The organism is Paenibacillus sp. Negev47 (genome assembly GCF_058313655.1).
The window spans coordinates 1,017,143-1,037,731 of sequence record NZ_CM177754.1 but is presented as its reverse complement, the minus strand read 5'-3'; the positions used below and the strand labels follow the sequence as shown (position 1 = coordinate 1,037,731).

At 48.8% G+C, this 20,589-nt stretch carries 10 protein-coding genes; all 10 read right to left on the bottom strand.

Annotated elements, in window-relative coordinates; all coding sequences use genetic code 11:
- Positions 1 to 117: 117 nt before the first annotated feature.
- The 10 genes from AC4G47_RS04785 to AC4G47_RS04740 all read right to left on the bottom strand — a co-directional run bounded on the left by AC4G47_RS04785 (position 118) and on the right by AC4G47_RS04740 (position 20,236).
- Entirely contained in the window at positions 118 to 2,901 is a 2,784-nt protein-coding gene (locus AC4G47_RS04785; protein WP_491104993.1) for an alpha-mannosidase, read from the bottom strand.
- On the bottom strand, positions 2,898 to 6,077 hold the full coding sequence (locus tag AC4G47_RS04780) for a beta-galactosidase (RefSeq protein WP_491104991.1): 3,180 nt from the start codon (positions 6,075 to 6,077) through the stop codon (positions 2,898 to 2,900). Before AC4G47_RS04780 ends, AC4G47_RS04785 begins: the two co-directional genes overlap by 4 nt.
- Positions 6,074 to 7,393 carry a glycoside hydrolase family 125 protein gene (locus AC4G47_RS04775; protein WP_076329001.1) on the bottom strand — a complete coding sequence of 440 codons (1,320 nt, stop codon included), beginning with the start codon at positions 7,391 to 7,393 and terminating at the stop codon, positions 6,074 to 6,076. Before AC4G47_RS04775 ends, AC4G47_RS04780 begins: the two co-directional genes overlap by 4 nt.
- Before the next feature lie 292 nt (positions 7,394 to 7,685).
- Positions 7,686 to 10,844, bottom strand: a complete 3,159-nt coding sequence (locus AC4G47_RS04770; protein ID WP_491104989.1) for an alpha-mannosidase — start codon at positions 10,842 to 10,844, stop codon at positions 7,686 to 7,688.
- 4 nt (positions 10,845 to 10,848) lie between these two features.
- On the bottom strand, positions 10,849 to 13,149 hold the full coding sequence (locus AC4G47_RS04765; RefSeq protein ID WP_491106646.1) for a glycoside hydrolase family 3 N-terminal domain-containing protein: 2,301 nt from the start codon (positions 13,147 to 13,149) through the stop codon (positions 10,849 to 10,851).
- Between the two features lie 36 nt (positions 13,150 to 13,185).
- Positions 13,186 to 14,106, bottom strand: coding sequence for a carbohydrate ABC transporter permease (locus AC4G47_RS04760; RefSeq protein WP_458123970.1), 921 nt, complete (start codon positions 14,104 to 14,106; stop codon positions 13,186 to 13,188).
- A 24-nt stretch (positions 14,107 to 14,130) separates the two neighbouring features.
- Positions 14,131 to 15,060: an ABC transporter permease gene (locus AC4G47_RS04755; protein ID WP_145325134.1), complete on the bottom strand. Its 930-nt coding sequence runs from the start codon at positions 15,058 to 15,060 to the stop codon at positions 14,131 to 14,133.
- Positions 15,061 to 15,137: 77 nt separating this feature from the next.
- Positions 15,138 to 16,610 (bottom strand): ABC transporter substrate-binding protein, encoded by a 1,473-nt coding sequence (locus AC4G47_RS04750; protein ID WP_458123971.1) that lies wholly within the window; start codon positions 16,608 to 16,610, stop codon positions 15,138 to 15,140.
- 280 nt (positions 16,611 to 16,890) lie between these two features.
- Entirely contained in the window at positions 16,891 to 18,405 is a 1,515-nt protein-coding gene (locus AC4G47_RS04745) for a response regulator (RefSeq protein ID WP_491104987.1), read from the bottom strand.
- A 1-nt stretch (position 18,406) separates the two neighbouring features.
- On the bottom strand, positions 18,407 to 20,236 hold the full coding sequence (locus AC4G47_RS04740) for a sensor histidine kinase (RefSeq protein ID WP_491104985.1): 1,830 nt from the start codon (positions 20,234 to 20,236) through the stop codon (positions 18,407 to 18,409).
- Positions 20,237 to 20,589 lie beyond the last annotated feature (353 nt).

Sequence of the window (20,589 nt, the reverse complement as noted above, 5' to 3'; positions counted from 1 at the left end):
CCCGATGGAAACATTCTTCGAAAGCGTCTACTTATTTCGGCTGAATTTCAACTTCGATGCTAGTGATGCCACTAGGCATGATTCGTAATCAAAAGCGGACTTTTGGAACAACCTCTATTAGCGCCGTAATCCAACCGTTACGATTTCGCATGAACCAGTCTGTATGTTCCATTCCTTGCTGGCAAATGATAATGTCGACGCCTCTTCTATGCTGTGGGAATGAAGTATTTCTCCCTTTTCCTCCAGGATGTTGCTCTTATATGCCGTTTCAAATGGATGTGGATTCGCTTGCGATGCAGCAAGCTTCAACGTGGCGGATTCGGTGTTCATATTGTACCAGCGAAGCATCACATCACCGGAATCTTCATTCACCTTGAGTGAAGAAAACGCCAATCCGTCCCCTTGCCATGCAAACGGTGTGTTACTAGGTGTCAGATAACCCGTGTGTACTTCAGTTTGTACCAACGTCCACGGAACCTGGAACTGATAGGCCTCGATATATGCACCTGACGATGCAGCATTTCCATCATGCGGAATGATCTCGATCTGAAACGAATGTTCACCAAGACATTGTGCTTCCGGTGTCGGGAACAAGCCCCAATCTCCGAGTTCGCCCACAGCACGAAGCAGCGTTACGGCGATGGTGTTACGCCCATCTTGAAGGACTTCATATTCATTCAGGCCCAGATTGGCAACGACCAATCCTGCATCCCTTTCACTCACATCTACAAAACTCTGTTGATGCTGTGTATTGCTTGGATTTTGCCACTCCGGTGCAGGCTTGTTATCACGCGTTGCAATTTCAAACATGGAATCCACATGATGAACAGCAGATACAAGATCGGTTGGGAAAAGGGCGCGCACCCGATGATCCTTCGCCTGATTGTTGAAGGTTGTTTTCATTTGCACTCCTTTTCCACTACGACTAAGGGATACAATCGTGCGGATCTGGAGCGGAATCATTTTAGTTGAACGTTGGGCTTTACGGTGTGGATAATATATCAGTTCTCGCTGTTCCTGATCCAGCATCTCATCCGCTGACTCCGGTATTTCCCAATGATGAATCACCTCGAACGAGGCCAAGTATGGTGTATCCTCAAGGACCCGAATTTCAGCCTGAAGCGCCTGTGTTGTCAATGCTACTTCATTCTCTGGCTGTTTGAACATGTATTCATTGCCGATATCGCCCACATTTTCGTACACGCCTAGGTTTTTGTAAGTCCTGCCTGTTCGTTTGTCTGTGAGTGTGAATGAACCGTTGTCTGCAATCGTGACGATCAAATGTTGATTCTCCATGCCGCGCTCATCACGCAACAGCGTAGTCGTTTTCGGTTGAGAGCCACTCTTGGCATGATCCACTGAGTTCACCAAAGCATACGTCTTCAGGCCCAATGCAGCTACGTGCTCTGTCTCAAAACGAATACGTACTCGCCGACAACTATACGGCTGGCGAAAACGATCATCCGGCAGATCATAGCCAAATTGCAGACCCAGATCTTCCACCGTACATGGAATGTGGTTACCCTCTTCATCTACAAGTATGCGATCTGACAGGTCAACGGCTTTCATCTGCGCCGCCATCTCTTCCAATGTATATCCATCCCGGAAATACAACCGAGCCGCGTCCAGTTCCATCTGAACCACACCGCTTCGTTCCCAACCCGTTGTATTAAAGACCACAACAGGCCGGGCACCTTCGCCGTAACGCTCAAATATGGAGGTATCGACGGCTGTAGCAATCTGGCTGGTGCTCTCTTCAATCAGTGCCTCTGCCACATGACGGCTCTTATCAAACCGTGTCACCATCTCGCGGTGCACCTCATCCACACTGCATCCACAGATGCTGTCATGCGGGTGATTCTGCATCAACGTTTTCCAGGCATATGTCAGTTGATCATGTGGATAAGCATGACCAAGCAGATAGGCATAGGATGCCAGTGGTTCAGCCACTTTTTCCAGCATGGTCTGGCCCAGCTGGTTCATCTGTTTCAGATACACACGAGCCGAGGCCGTGTTCACCAGAGTTCCCCAGCCATCGGTACGCTGGCTGCGCAGTTCGCCTTTGACCGTGGACAGCTCATGTTCAGCCGATGCTCTCAAAGCTTCCAGATAATCGGGAAAGTTAGAATGAATGAACTCGATATCGGGATGTAATTGCTCAGCCATACGGATGGCTTCTGGCAGATCCCGCTGAATGGGTTGGTGGTCACATCCGTTCATGTAGAGCAGCTCATTCGTTGATGCATATTTCTCCGCGTCTGCAAGCTTGGTCTCCCAGAACTTGCGAGCCGAAGACTCGTCTACCGGAACTTCATTCCCGTTGGAGTACCAGTTGGCGAACAATACGCCGAGCACTTTCGAACCGTCTGGTCCTTCCCACATCAGTTCCGAGAAGCTTGATTCATATCCGGCATCCGAGACCGTATTATTGAAGCCTGTCGGCTTCACACCACGACCAAAGAACACATTATCAATGCCCGATTGCTGCATCAGCTGCGGGGTCTGTCCGACCAATCCGAATGTATCTGGAAAGTAACCAATTTTCGAAGGTGTGCCGTAACGTTTGGCATCCTTATGTCCAACCTGCATGTTGCGCACATTGGCTTCTCCGCTCGTCAGAAAAGCATCCTGCAAAATGTACCATGGCCCAATCACAATCCGCCCATTGCGGATATGTTTCTCCAGCCGTTCCTTCTGCTCCGGGCGAACCTGAAGATAATCATCGATGATAATCGTTTGTCCATCCAAATAAAAGCTTTTGTAGTCCGATCCCTCATCAAGCTGATCCAACAGTGAATCGACGAGCTGAATGAGCCGCATATGATGTTTCTCATAAGGCAAATACCATTCCCGATCCCAGTGGGTATGTGAAATGATGTGTGCTCTCTTCGTCTTGGTCATCGTGTTATCCCACCTCTTTCATCTTGTTGTATAATCTCAACCTCATCCGGGCGATACACGCCATTCAGCTTTCCGGAAGCATCTGTGGCAAATAACACCGAACGATTTTTCTCCAGTTGGAACGCATACGATACACCTGTACGTTGATCTCTTACGTGAACCTCATGGTTCAAGGCAAACTCCGATACAAATACATACAGATTCCCTTTTGGAAAACTCAGCTTCCGCCCGTAGATCCCTGCGATATCCCCTCCAGAAATCCATTCGAACTCCTGTTCGATACCCGAAATTTTGGTTGCATAACGATATAATTCAGCAAGTGGCTCGTCCCGTCCATTTAACTCGAGCGGCAGCGGAGTCCAGATTAATTTCCCTTTGCCCAAAGGCGAAACGGTTACTTCATCTGGTGAACCATTATCCCCATGAAGCAACGTCTCCTTCGCGACCTCTGCGATACGACGCCGTCCATAGGTCACCCGGTGATTCACGCCATTAATATTCAGCAATTCTTCCCGCTGCACGTTACCCAGACTGCGTTTGCCTACGATATGATCTGCCCGGTCAGTTGTCTTCCAATAAGCATCTAGCCCCAGTGGCCCGGTAATGAGCAGGCTCGTGCCTTCGTTCTCCGCGAACTTGAGCAATTGTTGCAGTGCATCGCTGTCCATATTATGTGGACTCGGCACGATAATCAGCTTCGGTGGCTGCTGCTCCAGTGCTTCCAGATGATATTCGGATAACGCACGGAATGGCAGTTTTAGATCATAGGACATCACACGAGTAAGCTTCGTTGTGGCATCATAGGCCAGGGAACGGTTGGAGAAGTCATTGGAATACGGGAACACCACTGCAATATCCTCCAGCTCACGGTCTTCAAAGAGATCACGAATGCCATGCATGAATCGGCCAAAATCATAAGATACATCCGCCTCCGGTTTCTCCGTACCATCTGCACGAAGGGCTCCGATATGAGACTCATTGGCATTATCCATATAGAAGTTGGTGTTCCAGATCCATTGCACCGCTCCTGCGCCGCCTGTCGAGAAAGCATAGGCGTACTTGCGTTCGAGAATGCCACGAAGCTCTTCTTCCGTACGTTTGGCTCGTCCATCCGGGGTTTCCACATACATGATGCCCGTCTCCTGAATGAGATTCGGTTTGTGTGGGGTTTTGGCGAAAATGCCGTCCCAGATCAGATCATCGTTCAACCACCAGGAATGCACGGTTGTATAATCCACTTCACGTTCATAGAAGAACGGCGAAGGACGCTGTGCACCAAGGGCTTCGTCCTGTCCCACGGTAACCAGATGATCGGGAACCAGATCCTTGATCGTACCTACAAGCTCTCTAGCCCATACATTGTGCATCTCCATGGAGAAGAGACAGTAATCGAGCCAGCACGTTCCTTTTTTGGCCTTGTGCATGTCCTGTACATCAAAATTAATCTCTTCGGGCTCCGGGATGACCGCGGCTGCAAAGTTGGGGAGCTGCTTCGGTGACATGTTCCATGCCTCCTGCAACGCTTCAATCGTCTCATGACGCTGCTGAAGCCAATCGATAAAGGCCTGCTGTTCATGCGAATCCCTCGCCGAGCGCGGGCCAGCTGAGAAGATACGTACCGGATCGAACATCGATGGCTCATTAATTAGATCCCAGTCCACATGGGTTGTCTGCGTGTGACGACTGACGATGCTGCGGATGAAACGCTTCTGAGCTTCGACACTCTGCGGGTCCAAATACGGATTCGTTCCTTCCCATGTCTCCGGTGTAAAGGAGAAGAAGGTGAACGTGACCTGTAAGCCGTGCCGTTTCGCCGTTAATATAAATGCATCAATGGCACGGAGCACATCCTCCGCCATATGACCATCCACCTGCATCATATTGCGATAGGCGGTCCAGATTCCCGTCCGAATCCAGTTGATTCCTGCTTTCGCCATCTGAGCCATGTCCCGATCCCAGACATCCGCGTTCGGCAAAAACAGAAATTTCCGTGCCACATCGGAGGTCATGTAGGTCATGCCCACAACAGGGAGAGGACGTCCTTCTTTTACAAAATAGTCCCTGCTGCGGCTAATCACTTTCCCTTCTGCCAGCAATGCGGCATCCTGTCCCCAGAAGCCTTGACGCAAGATTCGAACTTCCCCGTCAGGTGCCTGCGCACGGCATACGATCCGATATAGCCCACTTTCAATGGAGATTGGGAGAAGTATACGTTTGAACTGCTGCTCACCGGAAAGTTCCATCTCCAGCCGATGGTTCCATACCTTCTCCGTCATGCCGCTAGTACGGTTCTCTCGCTCAACGCTCAGATCAAACGTCCACAGTTCGGACTCTGTAAGTCTGTTGCCTGCTCGCTGTAAAATCTGGCCTTGAAGTGTGAGTACAGCCCGTTCATCTGGCTCATACGAAGCATAATTCGTTTTCAGGGATAACTCGGTTACACCTTGCGCACAGAATTGCGCCCACTTCACAATCTCGGCAGCGCCATCCTGCTCCCAGAATGTGGTGGTCAACGGCAGATGCACGAACATCCAGCGTGAACCTACGAAAGTCCCGCGGGAGTTTTCCCACAGAACAACCGGAGCGGCGACACTGCGTCCGTCCTTACTCATGCCATGAAGTAATGGGTAAATCTGCGTACTCATCGGGCCCGATGAACCCATCTGGTGAGGCAGATCACTTGTTTTGGTCGTATGTGGGACCAGATTCCATGTATCTGAAATCTCGAAAAGTCCCTCTTTACCAGCAAGGAGCGGGATATATTCAGATGAAGTGTAGGATTGCACGCCAGCAGAAGATACGTTCAACGCCTCATGAATATATAGTTCCTGATGGTAAGCGGTCTGCTCCGACTCAACAAGCCATGCCCCATTTTCATATCGAACCGGACGTTTGAAAGGCGCACCACCAACACTGATCAGGCTCCCTCCCTGATGCAGATAAGCTGCAATCTCCGTCCAAGCGGATTTGGGGAAATAAGGTGCGTGCAGATTTACAAGACATCCTTCACCTGCCGTGGCATTCAAAGTCTCTGCGAGTTCTTCGGCGTTTACAACGGTGATCTCTTCGACTGCTTTCCATGCATTCAGAGCCATTGGAGTTGGCAAAGAGCCTTCCATCGGAAACGCAGGATCAGCGAAGATAATCAGCTTTTTTACACGAGGTTGAGTACTCATAACAGGCCATCCTTCATCGATCTGTAGACCAACTGGGAGAACAAGCTGTTGGACCATGCAAACCATTTTCGTGTAAAAATCGTCGGATCATCGGCGTGGAAACCTTCATGCATATAACCTGTATCCGCATCTGTCGCTTCGAGCATGCGAATAATCTCCAGTTTCTCCTCGGCAGACTGCGCAGTCAGTCCCTGCATGGATAAGCCCATATGCCAGATATAATCTGGTGGTGTGTGCGGGCTACCGATTCCTTTGGCAACCTTGCCCTCATAATAGAATGGGTTCTCTTTGCTCAGAGCGAAGCGGCGGGTATTCTGGTAGATCGGATCATCCGCTGTGACGTAACCCAGATATGGAATGGACATCAGTCCTGGTGTACCCGCATCGTCCATGAGACAGTGATTGCCATAACCGTCCGTCTCGTACGCATAGATCGGTCCAAATTCCGGATGACGATAAATCCCGTACAACTGAATACCGTGATCCACGTCCTGCTCCAGATCCTTTAATTCCTGCAAAAGTTCCATATCCCGGAACACCCACTCGGCAAACTCCTGCATTTGGCGCAGAGCTACAACTGCGAACATGTTGCCTGGAATGTTGTAGTGGAAATCACACGCATCATCACTGGAACGGAAACCGGACCAGATCATACCCGTGTAGTTGACTGGCATACCTTTTCCGTGATTGCGGAGGGAATCTGTTGGGATACCGTTATTGCGAGTGAAGCGATATGGAGATTGTTCCATGTGATGCTGTTCGACTTTGAACAGGTCCACGATTTTACGCATCGCTGCCTTGAAGCTTGAATCGAAAATATCGGTTAGCTCGGTTTCCTTCCAATATAAATAGGCCAACCGTACAACGAAACATAATGAGTCGATCTCAAACTTGCGTTCCCATACCCAAGGCGACATCTCAGTCTCGTCCGTGGTATTCCAGTGCCAGTCATTCGCTGTCTCATTAAAGGCATTGGCATATGGATCGATATGAACATACTGGATATGACGTTTGATCAGCCCGCCAATAATGCGCTGCAGGTCCTCATCTTCCTTAGCAAACGGAATGTAGTGTACTACCTGCTCCACGGAATCACGCAGCCAGGAAGCTGGAATATCTCCTGTGATGACAAAAGTAGTGCCATCCTCCATCAACTTCGTTGTTGTTTCAATGGTATTGGGGAAGCAGTTTTTGAATAATTGAAGCAGTTTCGGCCGGTGAGCCAGCTTCTGTTCCGCTTCTTCGAGTACGGCCTGAATGGATTGCGGCAAGGCAACAGGCGGCATGGGTATTTTGGGTAATCTGAATTGTTCCATGGATGAGTGCAACTCCTTAAACAAATTGAATGGGTGTCGCTATAAAAGATCAAGCTGAGAACATTCACACTAGCCACTACGATGACAGAATAACCTTCCGATCGCTGTTATCCCCAGATTTTTTGATTCCCTTTTCTAAAGGGTAAAATCCGGGGATAGCGTATGCTTCCGATGTAGCTTTCTTTCAGAAAGCTTTTAGGCGAACGCTTCGCTTCTTCGAATTCTTTCTGTCCTCTCGTTATGTGTACATTTTTAAGTTCATCTTACATAGCTCAAAATATTTCAAAAAGGTTTACCGCAGTAGCACGGTTTGTATTTCGTAAGGTTTAAAAGATAATGTGATCTGGCCATTCGTGTGGGCCAGTGGTTTGATCGGTTCTTCCAGTGCGTTGGACTGATATGCCTGCTCAAAGGCATGCGGCCATTGCAACGTAATGTTTTCGCGTTTGCCTGACGATTCATAGAACCGAAGTACGGTACCATGCCCATCCTCTTCCATTTTGACTGTATCTAGAATGACATGGTTGCTGTTGAAGTTAATCCAGGAGCCTGTTGCTGGACGAGAATGTGTGGCAGTTGCCGTTAGAGCTGCTTCAGCCCCTGCGTTCCGCTGTACCTGCTCCATCTGCTCCGCTTGTTGTACTGTCACTTCATGATTCAGTTCGGCGGCCTGACGTACGGTGTGTGCAGTTCGCCAGTCACCGTCGTGTGGATACAGGGAGTAGGTGAATTCATGTTCTCCCAGATCAGCGGTGCGATCAGGCCATTTGGGTGCACGCAATAAGGACAAACGAATGGTGCTTCCCTGTACGTCGTACCCGTATTTGCAATCATTGAGCAGGCTCACGCCGTATCCATATTCGGATACATCCGCGAAGCGATGTCCACAGACTTCATACTGGGCTTGTTCCCAGCTTGTGTTGCGATGCGTTGGGCGTTCCAGTGCACCGAATGGAATCTCGAATGTGGCCTTGGAGGTCACCACATCGATGGGGAAACCGACTTTCAGAAGCTTGTGATCTTCATTCCAGTTCACCTTTGTCTGGAAGTCGATACGTCGTGAATCATGGTAAAAGATGATATCTTGCGTGATCACCGATTGATTAAGCTTCCAGCGGAAGCGCAGGACATCCTTCGTTGTGCCCGCCAGCACCAGCTTTTTCTCCAATAGTTCCACTTCACCAGCAATCTGTTCTTCATAACGACTGTCGATATCCCATGCATCCCAGAGCGTCGGACGATCGTGGAAGAAGTGAAGTTGATTGCCCCGTTCACCCGGCTTCAGCATCTCACGCTCCGCGCTCTTATCCCACAGACGAGTGATCTCTCCCCGTTCGTTAAACTGCACATGATAAAAGGCGGTGTCCCATGTATTATTAAAGGTTGGTTTCGCGGCAAGGTTGGCCATTTCCCGTACATTCGTTTCCCTTGTATTTTCCGGTACCAGCCAAATCGTCTTATATCCAAACGCCGGAATGTCTGTCACGAGAATAGACATGCTGCCATCCTCCCGATCCATCCGCAGGCGCTGGCCTTCTTCATCAATGCCGTAGCGATCAAAGCCATCCTGCACAGGCAACTGAACGACTGCACTGCGTTTCCAGCCCAGGCTGTTGAACACAACATAGGCCACTGAACCTTCTGGGCCTTGCGTATTGATGCCCGTTGTCAGTGTTGCTACACCTTGCTCCAGTCCGGTTCTACCCAACTCAAATACTTGTACATATTCCGCATCCGACGTCACGTACGACTCCGTAATTGCCGAGCCCGGAATAATATCATGGAATTGATTCAGCAAAATTAGTTTCCAGCCGTCATGCAGATTCGAACGCACGCCAGCTTCTGCATCCGCCCCCATCTCAGGCAGAGCGAGTGTATTCCACAACTCAGCTTCACGATATAGAACTTCCGCTTTCCGATTGTTACGCTTGTTTCGTGCATGTGTCGTGTAGGTTCCCCGATGTAACTCCAGGTACAGATCACCATGCCACTTCGGAAGCACAGGTTGCTCCTTTTCAATTCCGGCAAAGAAAGCTCCCGCCGTACTATAACGACTCGCAGGCTGTCCTACCATCAGGTCTGCGCGATCCACATACTCCAGCATCTCGCGTGTTACTCCACCGCCGCCATCTCCGTGTCCGTACAGAAGCATGTGCTCCGGATGAGCCGCCTTTTCACGATAGGACTGCCAGTGATCATGAATGTCCTTCGGCAAGGTATGCTCGTTAACACCATGATTGAGGTAGGACAGGATCGGTGTTCCATCAATGCCCACCCAGTGGAACAGATCATATGGAAACACATTCGTGTCATTCCACCCGAGCTTCGTCGTCATGAAATATTCCACATTGCCATGCTTCAAAATCTGCGGCAGGGAAGCACAGTACCCGAATGTATCCGGCAACCATTCAATCTGTGATGTCTTGCCGAACTCCTCCATATAGAAACGCTGACCATACAACATCTGGCGTATCAGGGACTCCCCGCTCGGGATGTTCAGATCCGGCTCAACCCACATGCCGCCCACCAGTTCCCAGCGGCCTTCTGCAATCCGCTGCTTCACTCGTGCATACAGTTCGGGATCATGTTCCTTCAAAAATGCATATAATAAGGGCTGACTCTGGGAATAGACATAGTCGGGATATTCATTCATGAGTGCATCTACGGTGGAGAAGGTACGGCTCGTCTTACGTACGGTCTCGCGCACAGGCCACAGCCAGGCAATATCGATATGGGACTGTCCCACCATATGCTCCAGACCTTCTGCGTTGCCGCCAATCTCACGCACATGATGCTTCAGATTATTTTCAATCTGGCGAATTCCTTCTCCCTGCTTGATCTCTTCTGCAGACATGCCTACAAATTGATCCATCGCACGATACACCAGTTCTAAGAGGCGAACCCGCCTGAAGTCACTTTCCGGCAGCAACACAGCCGAATCACGCACAATGATGACCGTATACATGAGACTGCGAACCGCTTCATTTGGTCTTACCAGCAGGCTGGTAATCGATGTGATCGGCGGCTGAATAACGGCCTGTTGATTCAACGGGTCTACAGGTTCAGGTACCGGATCGAACATCTCAATCTCCAGTTCCGGATGGGTTCCAACTTTGGACGGATCAAGCGTGACGTAGGTGTGATTGCGGTCCAGACCCTGATAAGAGTGTCCATTCACCCGCAGCAAGCCTTCTCCCCCTGTTTCAAATACAAGCCCATAAGGCGCTTGCTGCCATGTAGCAGGGATCTCCAAACGCGTTCGAAAGAAGTAGGTCGTTCCCTGTTTGCTCGGAAAACGCTCAAAATTCTGACCTTCCGGGTATTCTCCCTGATCCTCATACTGTCCTGGCACGTTATAATAAGCGCGGGTAATGTCCCAGCTGCGCAGCTGCAATTGCTCCAGCCACTGATGTTCGGACAACTCGCGAATAAATCGTCTGATACGTTCCAACGTCTTACGCCTCCCTTACGGTCAGTTCGGCCATTTGCGTATCGTTTACGCTGCTGCCGATATGAATATGGAATTGTCCTGGTTCAACGACAGGCTTCAAGTTGCGTCCGATATACTGCAGCTGCTCTGCCCCGATGTGGAACTCCACGGTCCGTGCTTCTCCAGGCTCCAGGCTCACTTTCGCAAACCCCTTCAGCTCCTTGGCGGGACGAGTCAGCGAGCTGACCACGTCAGAGATATACATTTGTACAACTTCTGCACCTGCATAACGGCCAGTGTTGGTGACATTCACTGATACGGTAACTGAATCAACAGTTGTCATGGACGCAGCACTTAGCTTGGGTTCACTGTACTCATATGTGGTATAACTCTGTCCATATCCGAACGGATAACGAGGCTCCAGATCCTCTTCGAGGTATCGCTTGCCCCGGGAACGTTTGCCGTTGTAGTAGATCGGTAATTGACCGACATGCTTCGGAATGGAGATCGTCAATTTGCCCGATGGGTTGACGTCACCGAACAGAATATCTGCAATGGCATGCCCGCCCTCTTGGCCCGGGTACCACGCCTCCAAAATCGCATCGGCATGTTCATCTACCCAAGGTTCAGTGATGGGACGACCATTGATGTAGACAACGACAAGCTTCTTGCCAAGCTTGTGAATCTCCTGAATGAGTTCCAACTGTACTCCGGCAAGCCCCAATGTCATACGGTCGATCCCTTCGCCGCACTCCATATCATTCCAGGAGTTATCCGACACATTGGAAGCACCCGTCTTCAGATCGATCGTTCCTTCTCCAAAGTCACGTGCACTGGAGCCGCCAACCACCATAATGACTGTATCTGCCTGGCTGGCAACTTCGATTGCACGCTCGAATCCTTCTTTTGAATCCCCTTTAATCCGGCAACCTGGTGCATAGAGCACCTGCTCCACTTGGTCAGCCAGTTTACTGCGAATGCCATCCAGCACGGTTGCCACTTTGGATTTAGGTTGTGGTGATGTGTAATCGCCGAGCTGATTGTACGCTTGATCCGCATTTGGGCCGATTACGGCAATTCGCCCAGCTGTTGCTGTGGATAGAGGTAGCGTTTCAGCCTCATTTTTGAGAAGAACAACCCCTTCCGCCGCCAACTGGCGCGCCAACTGAACATGTGCTTCACTGCCAATCACTTCTGCTGCACGATCCGCATCCACATAAGGCTGTTCGAATAAGCCCAATCTGAACTTCAAGACCAGTACGCGAGAGACCGCCTGATCCAGAACCTGCACATCAAGCTGGCTTTCTGCCACTGCCTGTACCAGATATTGCCCGAACATCTCACCGGACATTTCCATATCAATACCTGCCTGAATCGCCTGTACAGAAGCTTCCATTCCATCTGCCGCGACATCATGCCCACTGGCTAGCATGTTGATCGCACCGCAATCCGTAATGACCAAACCGTCAAAGCCCCAATCCTTACGCAAAACATCTTCCAGCAATTCCGTATTCACGGTGCAGGGCGTGCCATCAATTTCGTTATATGCCGGCATGATCGATGCCGCGCCAGCTTCCACCGCTTTGCGGAATGGATACAGATCCACCTCCAGCAGTTCACGCCAGCCCATATGCACAGGTCCTGCATTGCGTCCACCTTCCGAGCTGCCGTAACCAACAAAATGTTTCAACGTTGCCGCTACTGCATCTCCACGGTCAAGACTTTCACCCTGAAGTCCTTCCACGGAGGCAACTGCCAGTTCCCCAATGAGATACGGATCTTCACCAAAACATTCCTCCGTACGTCCCCAGCGCGGATCACGCACAACATCCAGTACCGGAGAATAGGTGACCGCACCACCTTGGGCACGTGTCTCCCGTGCCACTGCCTGGCACATCTCCCGGTACAGATCCACATTCCAGGTGCTCCCCAGTAAAAGGGGGACAGGATAGACCGTTCCGTCAATGGCCATATGACCATGCGAGCACTCTTCTCCGATTAAGATGGGAATCCCAAGTCTGGAATGCTCCACCGCATAGCGTTGAATCAGATTCACTGCCTCTGCGCCTTCTCTGGCGGATAATCCATTTTCCAGCGTAACGCCAGTCCAAGGGTCTGCCCGAAGCGCACCGTAGAGGGAGCCGATCCCCCCGTTCTCGACTTGCTCTTTGAAAGAATCATTAAGCGTAATGTTTCCTTGATCATTCGTATATGTCTGCCAGCCAAAGGGCTGAGTAAGTTGGCCTACCTTTTCCTCCGTAGTCATCAGGCCCAGCAGATGCTGTACCCGTTCCTCTACGGATTTGCTCTTGTCCTTGTAAGTCATCAATCTGCATCTCTCCAATCCTATAGCGTGATCCGGTTATTCTTTGACCGCTCCCACCGTCAGACCCTGTACGAAATAGCGCTGGAAGAACGGATAAGCGAATATAATCGGCAACGTGGCAAGCACAACCATCGCCATTCGGGACGTATCCTGCGGAATGGACTGCATGGCTGCCAGACTCATCGAACTGTTAGCAGAGTTCTGTTGAATAAACTGGATGCTCGACTCAATCCGCATCAGCATAGATTGCAGGGGCACCAGATTGGGATTATCAATATATAAGAGTGCGTTGAACCAGTCATTCCAGTAACCGAGTGTACTGAACAACCCGATGGTTGCAAGTCCCGGCAAGGAGAGTGGAATCACTATTTTCATAAAGGTATAGAATTCTCCCGCGCCATCAATTCTTGCCGATTCAATGACCGCATCCGGTACACTGGTCGAGTAGAACGTACGCAGAATCATAATGTAGAAGGCATTCATTGCCAGCGGCAAAATCAGTGCCCATACGGTATCTTTCAATCCAAGCAGCTGGGATACGACCATATAGGTCGGAATCATCCCGCCGTTGAATAACATGGTCAGAATGGCAAAGATGGAGAAAAATCTCCGATATCTGAAGCTCTTACGGGAAATCGCGTACGCGTACAGCGACATGAGAATCAGACTGATAATAGTACCGAGTACCGTCACCAGAATGGTAACCCCATACGCCCGCAGCAGCGTGTCCCCACTCTGCCAGACAAACTGATATGCCGCGAGACTCCATTCTGCTGGAATCAGACGATATCCATCACGGGCTAGTGCTTTCTCGTCCGTAAACGAGATGATGACTACAAATATAAAAGGAAATACACAGATCAGAGCGAATAGACCGGCGATGATGTTCATAATCACGTTCCAGCCGCTGGATACGTGGTGGAAGTCGCGTTTTTTAACGAGCCCTGCTTGAGCCATAGTGGTTCACTCCTTTCCCTTGTCCTAGAATAGGCTGCTGTCTTTATCGACTTTGCGCACAACATAATTGGAGATAATGACGAGTACAAAGCCCACCACGGATTGATACAATCCCGCAGCTGTACTCATGCCAATCTCACCGCTTGTTTTCAAACCACGATATACATACGTATCAATAACATTCGTAACGGAATAGAGCGTACCCGAATCCCTTGGCACCTGATAGAACAGTCCAAAGTCGGCATAGAAAATACGGCCTACAGCCAGCAAAGTCATGATTGTAATGATGGGCGACAATAACGGAATCGTAATGTTGCGAATCTGCTGCCATTTGCTTGCTCCATCGATCATGGCTGCTTCATACAGCGATTTATCAATCCCCAGAATGGAAGCCAGATAGACGATGCTGTTGTAACCAATTGTTTTCCATAGTGCAACAAAAATCAGAATATAGGGCCAATATTTCGCCTCGGAGTACCACTGAATCGGTTCCATCCCGAACCAGCCAATGATCTGATTCAACATACCGCGGTCCATGCTCAGGAAGCTGAAAGCGAAGTATCCGACGATAACCCAGGATAGGAAATACGGCAGGAACATACCCGTTTGATATATTTTGGCGAGTCGTTTATTGATCAGTTCCGAGAGCAGAATCGCCAATGCTACAGCGAATACCAGTCCCAGGAAGATAATGGCGATGTTATAGAAAAGGGTATTTCTCGTAATTAGCCATGCATCACTTGTACTGAACAGGAATTTGAAATTGTCCCAGCCTACCCATTCACTCTTCATCAGACTTGCCCAGAACCCTTCGCGGCTGAATCGATATTCCTTAAAGGCAGCCACGGTGCCCACGAGCGGCAAGTAGGAGAAGAAGAAGAACCAGATGGCGCCTGGCAGCACCATGAGCAGCATGACTCGGTTTCTAATCAGGTTTTTCAAAAATGTAGTCATTGTGGAGATCCTCCTTCAGGCTTGAATGAAAAAGGACCGGACGCGATAAGCAGCCGCCCGATCCTTACGATGTATCGTTACTTGTTTTCCGCTCTCCAGGCATCCAGTTGGCTTTGGGCTTCAGCCATTACTTTCTCCAGTCCGGCTTGATTGAACTTCTCAATCACTTGATCCAGATTGGTCGCCGGGTCCAGTGTACCTGTCATCAGTGCTGCCCAATATTGCTCTTTCACGTTCTGTACCGCCGTCAGTTCGGAAGATACATTGCTTGCATCGAAGTTGAAGCTGAGGATTGGAGAATTGACACCTTCAGCGTTAAACTTCTTGAACTCATCCCATTTGTTGTCCGGGTCATTGCTGTTCAGGAAGAGCAGCATGTTGTTCCCCAGGGAGTATGAAGGCATATCGTAGTTTTTCGATTCCGGCAGATTTTCCATATGCGTGTCATCCACTTTTTTGTAGTGTGTACCCTCGATACCGGAATCCACCATATTACGCAGCACAGGATCTGTATTCAGCAGGTTCAGGAATTCCATCGCTTTCTCCGGATATTCCGAGTTGGCCGAGATCGCCATGATGGAGCCTTGTACAGAAGTATTTGTGATGATCGCATCACTGGCTGGGGTCGAAACGACCTCATAACCGTAACTTGCAGACCATTGATTATCCGCGAGCGGCTGGGTCTGTGCACGATCCAGGAACCAGTTGCCCGATGTTGTCAGGTCGTTCGTGGAACCTGTTGTTGCCGCTTCTGCCGATACATAACCGGCTTTGTAATATTTGTGCATCGTGGTGAGTGCTTCTTTCATCTCAGGCGTTTCCAGTATGTTCACGAGTTTATAGTCTGTCGTATCCAGTTTGATTGCCATCGGCAGGTTCTGGATGACATAGTCATAAGGCACGTAAGGAACATAGTTCTTATCCATGGCAAATGGCGTTACACTCGCCTCGTTTTCCTTGATCGTTTTGAGCAAAGGCTCCAGACTGTCTAACGTACGGACGCCAGAGATGTCCAACTTGTATTTATCAACCAGCATTTGGTTAAACCGCCATACCTCTTGTTGAGGTAACTCTTTGTTGGCTGGAATTCCGTAATTGTGTCCGTCTACCTTCGAACCGCTGAGGAACGCAGGATCAATGGTCTTGGTGAGATCCTGACCGTATTCAGCAAGCAAGTCATCCAGTTCGAGGAATGCGCCTTTTCTGGCATTTTGTACATAGTCGAATCCACCAGATGAAGTGAATAGAATATCCATTGGCTCACCGGAAGCTACGTTAACCTGCATCTTCTGTGGGTAGTCACCCCAGTCAACCATTTTCATCGTCACCGTGGCATTAATTTTCTCTTTGGTATACTTGCTGACTTCTTCCATCACTTTATTGACGTCTTTCTGAGGGGTACCGATGGTATACCAGATCAACTCGACCGCGTCATCTCCCGCTCCCCCGGACTCTGAAGCATTTTTGCTTCCTCCACAGGCACTAAGAACAAGTGTAACGGCCATTAACAATGCAAGAACGAGCGAGAAGCGTTTTCTTTGTTTACTCATTTCTTTGATCCTCCCTTTTCGTGTTCCCTTAGTCTCTACAAACTAACTGCTTTAACCTTATCGAATGAAAGCATTTACAAAAAGAAGATAAACTTAAGTTTTCGAGGTACAAATTAAAGAGAAATCGTCCTTGAGGATTAATTTTATCCCTGTTTCGATAAATCGCTTACATGAAAGAGACATGCCGGGTAACCTATGGCACGAATCTCATTACATGCCATTCTTGTTCCCAGTATGTCTCTTGTATTTTAGTCCACGGACTAACTCTCCAGCCACAACATCAACCAAACACCTTGAAATCAGTCGGTGAAATCCCCACATACTTACGGAACTGCTTATAGAAATACCCCGTCTCCCAATACCCCACATTTCGGGCGATCTCATGTACCTTCAGATTGGAATTACGCAATTGCTCCTTCGCACGTTCAATCCGGTATTTGTTGATGTATTCGGCAAACGTCTCCCCGGTCTCCTTATGGAACAATTGTCCCAAATACACCGGATGCAGATGATAGTGGGCTCCCAGCAGCTTCAGGGAGAGCTCTTCTGCGTAATGTTTATCGATATGTTGAAGCACTTGGTTCACAATCGGATTCTTCAAATCCTGCAATAGGGATTGAATGGTCTGCGCCCCAACCTGTTGAAGCGCCAGCACGAGTTCATCAAAAGTTCCACTGTCCAGGACTAGTTGAAGTCCTTGTTGGTATATGGCAGACTCATCCGAATGTTTGATGCCCTCCAGTTCCATTTTGAAGCGTATCACAACTTCCAATGCGGTATTCTGCAGCTCCCCAGGCGTAAGCCCATCCCGATGCTGTTCAAAATCCATGCGAATCTGGTCGGCAAGTTGTTCTGTATTACGGGACAGAATGAGTTTGGCGTACTCCCTCCAATCAATAAAGAAGGTCGCCGTTGAACTTCCGCGCCTTTCCAGTATGGCATGGTCGATTACTTTAAGTTCGGGATAAATCATCACATACTGGAGTGCTTTTTTGGCCTCAGCATAACTGGTTGGCGCCTGGTACAGCCCCTTCATCAACCTGCCTGCTCCAATGCGTACCGCAGGATGGGTTACTGTTATCGCATCAGATAATGCCTGAAGGCCATCCATTAACTTCTGTTCTTCGTCGCGAGTACCATGAATGTTGGCAATAATGACAATGTCTCCATCGATATCATGAAATACGTTCAGATGGGGTCTGTCTCTCAGCATCCCCTCGACGCGTTCAAACATGCCCGCTGTCTGCCCTTTGTCCCGCAAGACGGCCACAGCAACGTCGGGTGCATCCAGCGAAAGGTTCATAAACTCGGCACGTTCTTCAAATTCAGTAGCCGCAATCTGTCCCGTAAGCCATCGGTGAAGAATGTTATCTTTCAGAATCTGGATGCCATAAGCATCATCGGTTTGAGGTGATACCGTATGATCCAGCTTGGACGCCGTGTTGCTCAGCGTGGATTCCAGTTCCTCCACATTAATCGGTTTGAGAAGATAATTTTCGATCCCCAGTTGCATGCCTTCCTTCAGATATTCGAACTCATTGAAACCACTCAGGATAATGACCTTAATCTCAGGTTGCACTCGCCTTGCTTCCCGAATCAGATCGAGACCATTCATGAGTGGCATGGATATATCCGTAATCAGAATGTCCACAGGCTGAGAAGAGAGCGCATGTAAAGCCGCCTGCCCATTGCCCGCATGACTCACAATTTCCATTCCAAACGAAGACCAGTCCACAATATCGTATAAGCCTTCAATGATGAATGGTTCATCGTCCACAATAAACACCTTATACATGTTAAACACCTGTCCCTTCTGTATGTGGATAACGCACCCTGATCCGTGTTCCTTCTCCGAGGGTGCTCTCTATGGTAATGCCGAACTCTGGTCCGTACAGGAAACGTAATCGACTATGAACACTACGCAGCCCGAACATCTGACCGGACTCTTCGGGACGTTCCAGTTCTTCAAGAATTTCCGTCAGGCGTGCCGGTTCAATGCCTTTACCATTATCTCTGACCTCCACCTGTACCACATCATCTGTCTCTTCCACAACAATGGATAATCGGTTATCCGAACGTTCGGTCTGAATGCCGTGTACGACATAATTCTCAATGATGGGTTGCAGCGAAAGTTTCACCACAGGGTGTTGGTAATAGGCAGCGTCGATCTGGATCGTATAGATGAAAATGTCCTTGTAGCGTATTCGGAATAACTCCAGATACAAACGGCATGCTTCCATCTCATCCTTCAGTGTATAGTTTTTCTTCTGCTGTACCAGGCTCTTGAACAAAACAGATAGGCTATAGATCATCTCGCCGACATCCCTGGCCCCCTGAGATATCGCCCTCATCCGAATAACTTCAAGCGTATTATAGAGAAAGTGCGGGTTGATGCGCGCCTGTAATGCGACCAGTTCGGTCTCCTTCTGTTTGATCTCGGCTTTGTAGACCCGTTCAATATACAGATTCAGCTCGTCCAGCATATCGTTGAAGCTATGGGAGATCTGCCCCAGTTCATCATCACGCGGATCGTCGATGCGAGCCGTTAAGTTGCCGTACTTTACTTTTTGGGTGAAGCGAATAATTCGACGGGTTCGTTTGGCAAAGTTAATAATGAAAAACGCCGGAACCAGCACGGCAAACAAAATACATACAATACTAAAGGAGATGATGGTATTGCGAATACCCGCATAGGTTTCGGCCATCTCTTCTACCGGAACGGTCCCAATGACCACATAACCCTGATCTGCGGAGACGAACTTGTTCACGTACATGTTCTGCTCCTTTTTCATCGAATCCATATCGGTCTGATCAAACAGGGAATCGGCCACATTCACGTAGGGATACTTCTTCCCGTAATAATGATTGTTGGAGTCAAATAACACTGTCCCTTTCGACGATAACACCACGATTTCTCCCTTGAGATTACTCTCGTAGTTATCCAGCGCATTACCGATTCCCTCCGAGTCAAAGAAGACAAGAAATTGGCCCAGATTCCGAAGAGTCTGTGTATTGTTAATCGGTACGCGGATGGAATAGACCGCAGGGTCCCAATGATTAATCTCTTTGCGTATCCAGTAGTTGGGTGCACTGATATTGGGTGTTTCCATCGCCATCACGTCCGGAATATAGGAATGAGCCACATTGGTGTCCAGCTTGCGGAACTGCTTGTGTTGATTGAAGGTAGACAGATCCTGCTGCTCAGCGCTATATAACATGAGTTGCTTAATCTGCGAATTGCGATCCATAATGTTCTGAAAATGTTTCAATACATCGGCCGAGTAATCGTCCTGATTAGCGTAATATCCATTCGTCATGTGCTGAACATATTCAGCGTACGAGTGATTCATCAGATACGTAATGTTGGCCGAGAGCGCCTCATTCTGATGCATGTCCCTCACCATGTTTTGCACCGATTCATACTGCTGATGAATATATCGATCCACATGTTCCATCGCTGCTTTTTGGATCGCCAGTTCCCGGCGAATCGTGGAGTCGGACACCGACAGGAAGATGATATAAGACAACGTAATGATCGTGATAATTGATATCATCGAGAAGATCAGGAGCATTTTCATAAACATATTATTTTTGAAGAAATTATTGTAAACGCTAACAATTTTCAAGATGCATGTTCCCTCCGATGCTGTTTTCCTGACTATATAAGTTGAACTAAAGATTATTTACACTGACACTACGATGACAGAATAACCTTCCAATCGCTGTTATCCCCAGATTTTTTCGATTCCCTTTTCTTAAGGGAATATCCGGTGATAGCGTATGCTTCCGATGCAGCTTTCTTTCAGAAAGCTTTCAGGCGAACGCTTCGCTTCTTCAGGTTTTTTCTGTCCTCTCCGTTTTCGTGTAAATGATTAGTTTAACTTATATAGAATTATATCATTAGGCTTCTGACATTAACTTGTCACCTGCAACTTTTCTTTAGTTTATACCTGCCTTTCTTTAATTTCGCCCTATTTAA

Bases quoted from the DNA above. Each gene is read 5' to 3' on its own strand.
- AC4G47_RS04785 (WP_491104993.1), bottom strand. From the start codon at position 2,901: ATGACCAAGACGAAGAGAGCACACATCATTTCACATACCCACTGGGAT.
- AC4G47_RS04745 (WP_491104987.1), bottom strand. From the start codon at position 18,405: ATGTATAAGGTGTTTATTGTGGACGATGAACCATTCATCATTGAAGGC.
- AC4G47_RS04780 (WP_491104991.1), bottom strand. From the start codon at position 6,077: ATGAGTACTCAACCTCGTGTAAAAAAGCTGATTATCTTCGCTGATCCT.
- AC4G47_RS04775 (WP_076329001.1), bottom strand. From the start codon at position 7,393: ATGGAACAATTCAGATTACCCAAAATACCCATGCCGCCTGTTGCCTTG.
- AC4G47_RS04750 (WP_458123971.1), bottom strand. From the start codon at position 16,610: ATGAGTAAACAAAGAAAACGCTTCTCGCTCGTTCTTGCATTGTTAATG.
- AC4G47_RS04755 (WP_145325134.1), bottom strand. From the start codon at position 15,060: ATGACTACATTTTTGAAAAACCTGATTAGAAACCGAGTCATGCTGCTC.
- AC4G47_RS04765 (WP_491106646.1), bottom strand. From the start codon at position 13,149: ATGACTTACAAGGACAAGAGCAAATCCGTAGAGGAACGGGTACAGCAT.
- AC4G47_RS04760 (WP_458123970.1), bottom strand. From the start codon at position 14,106: ATGGCTCAAGCAGGGCTCGTTAAAAAACGCGACTTCCACCACGTATCC.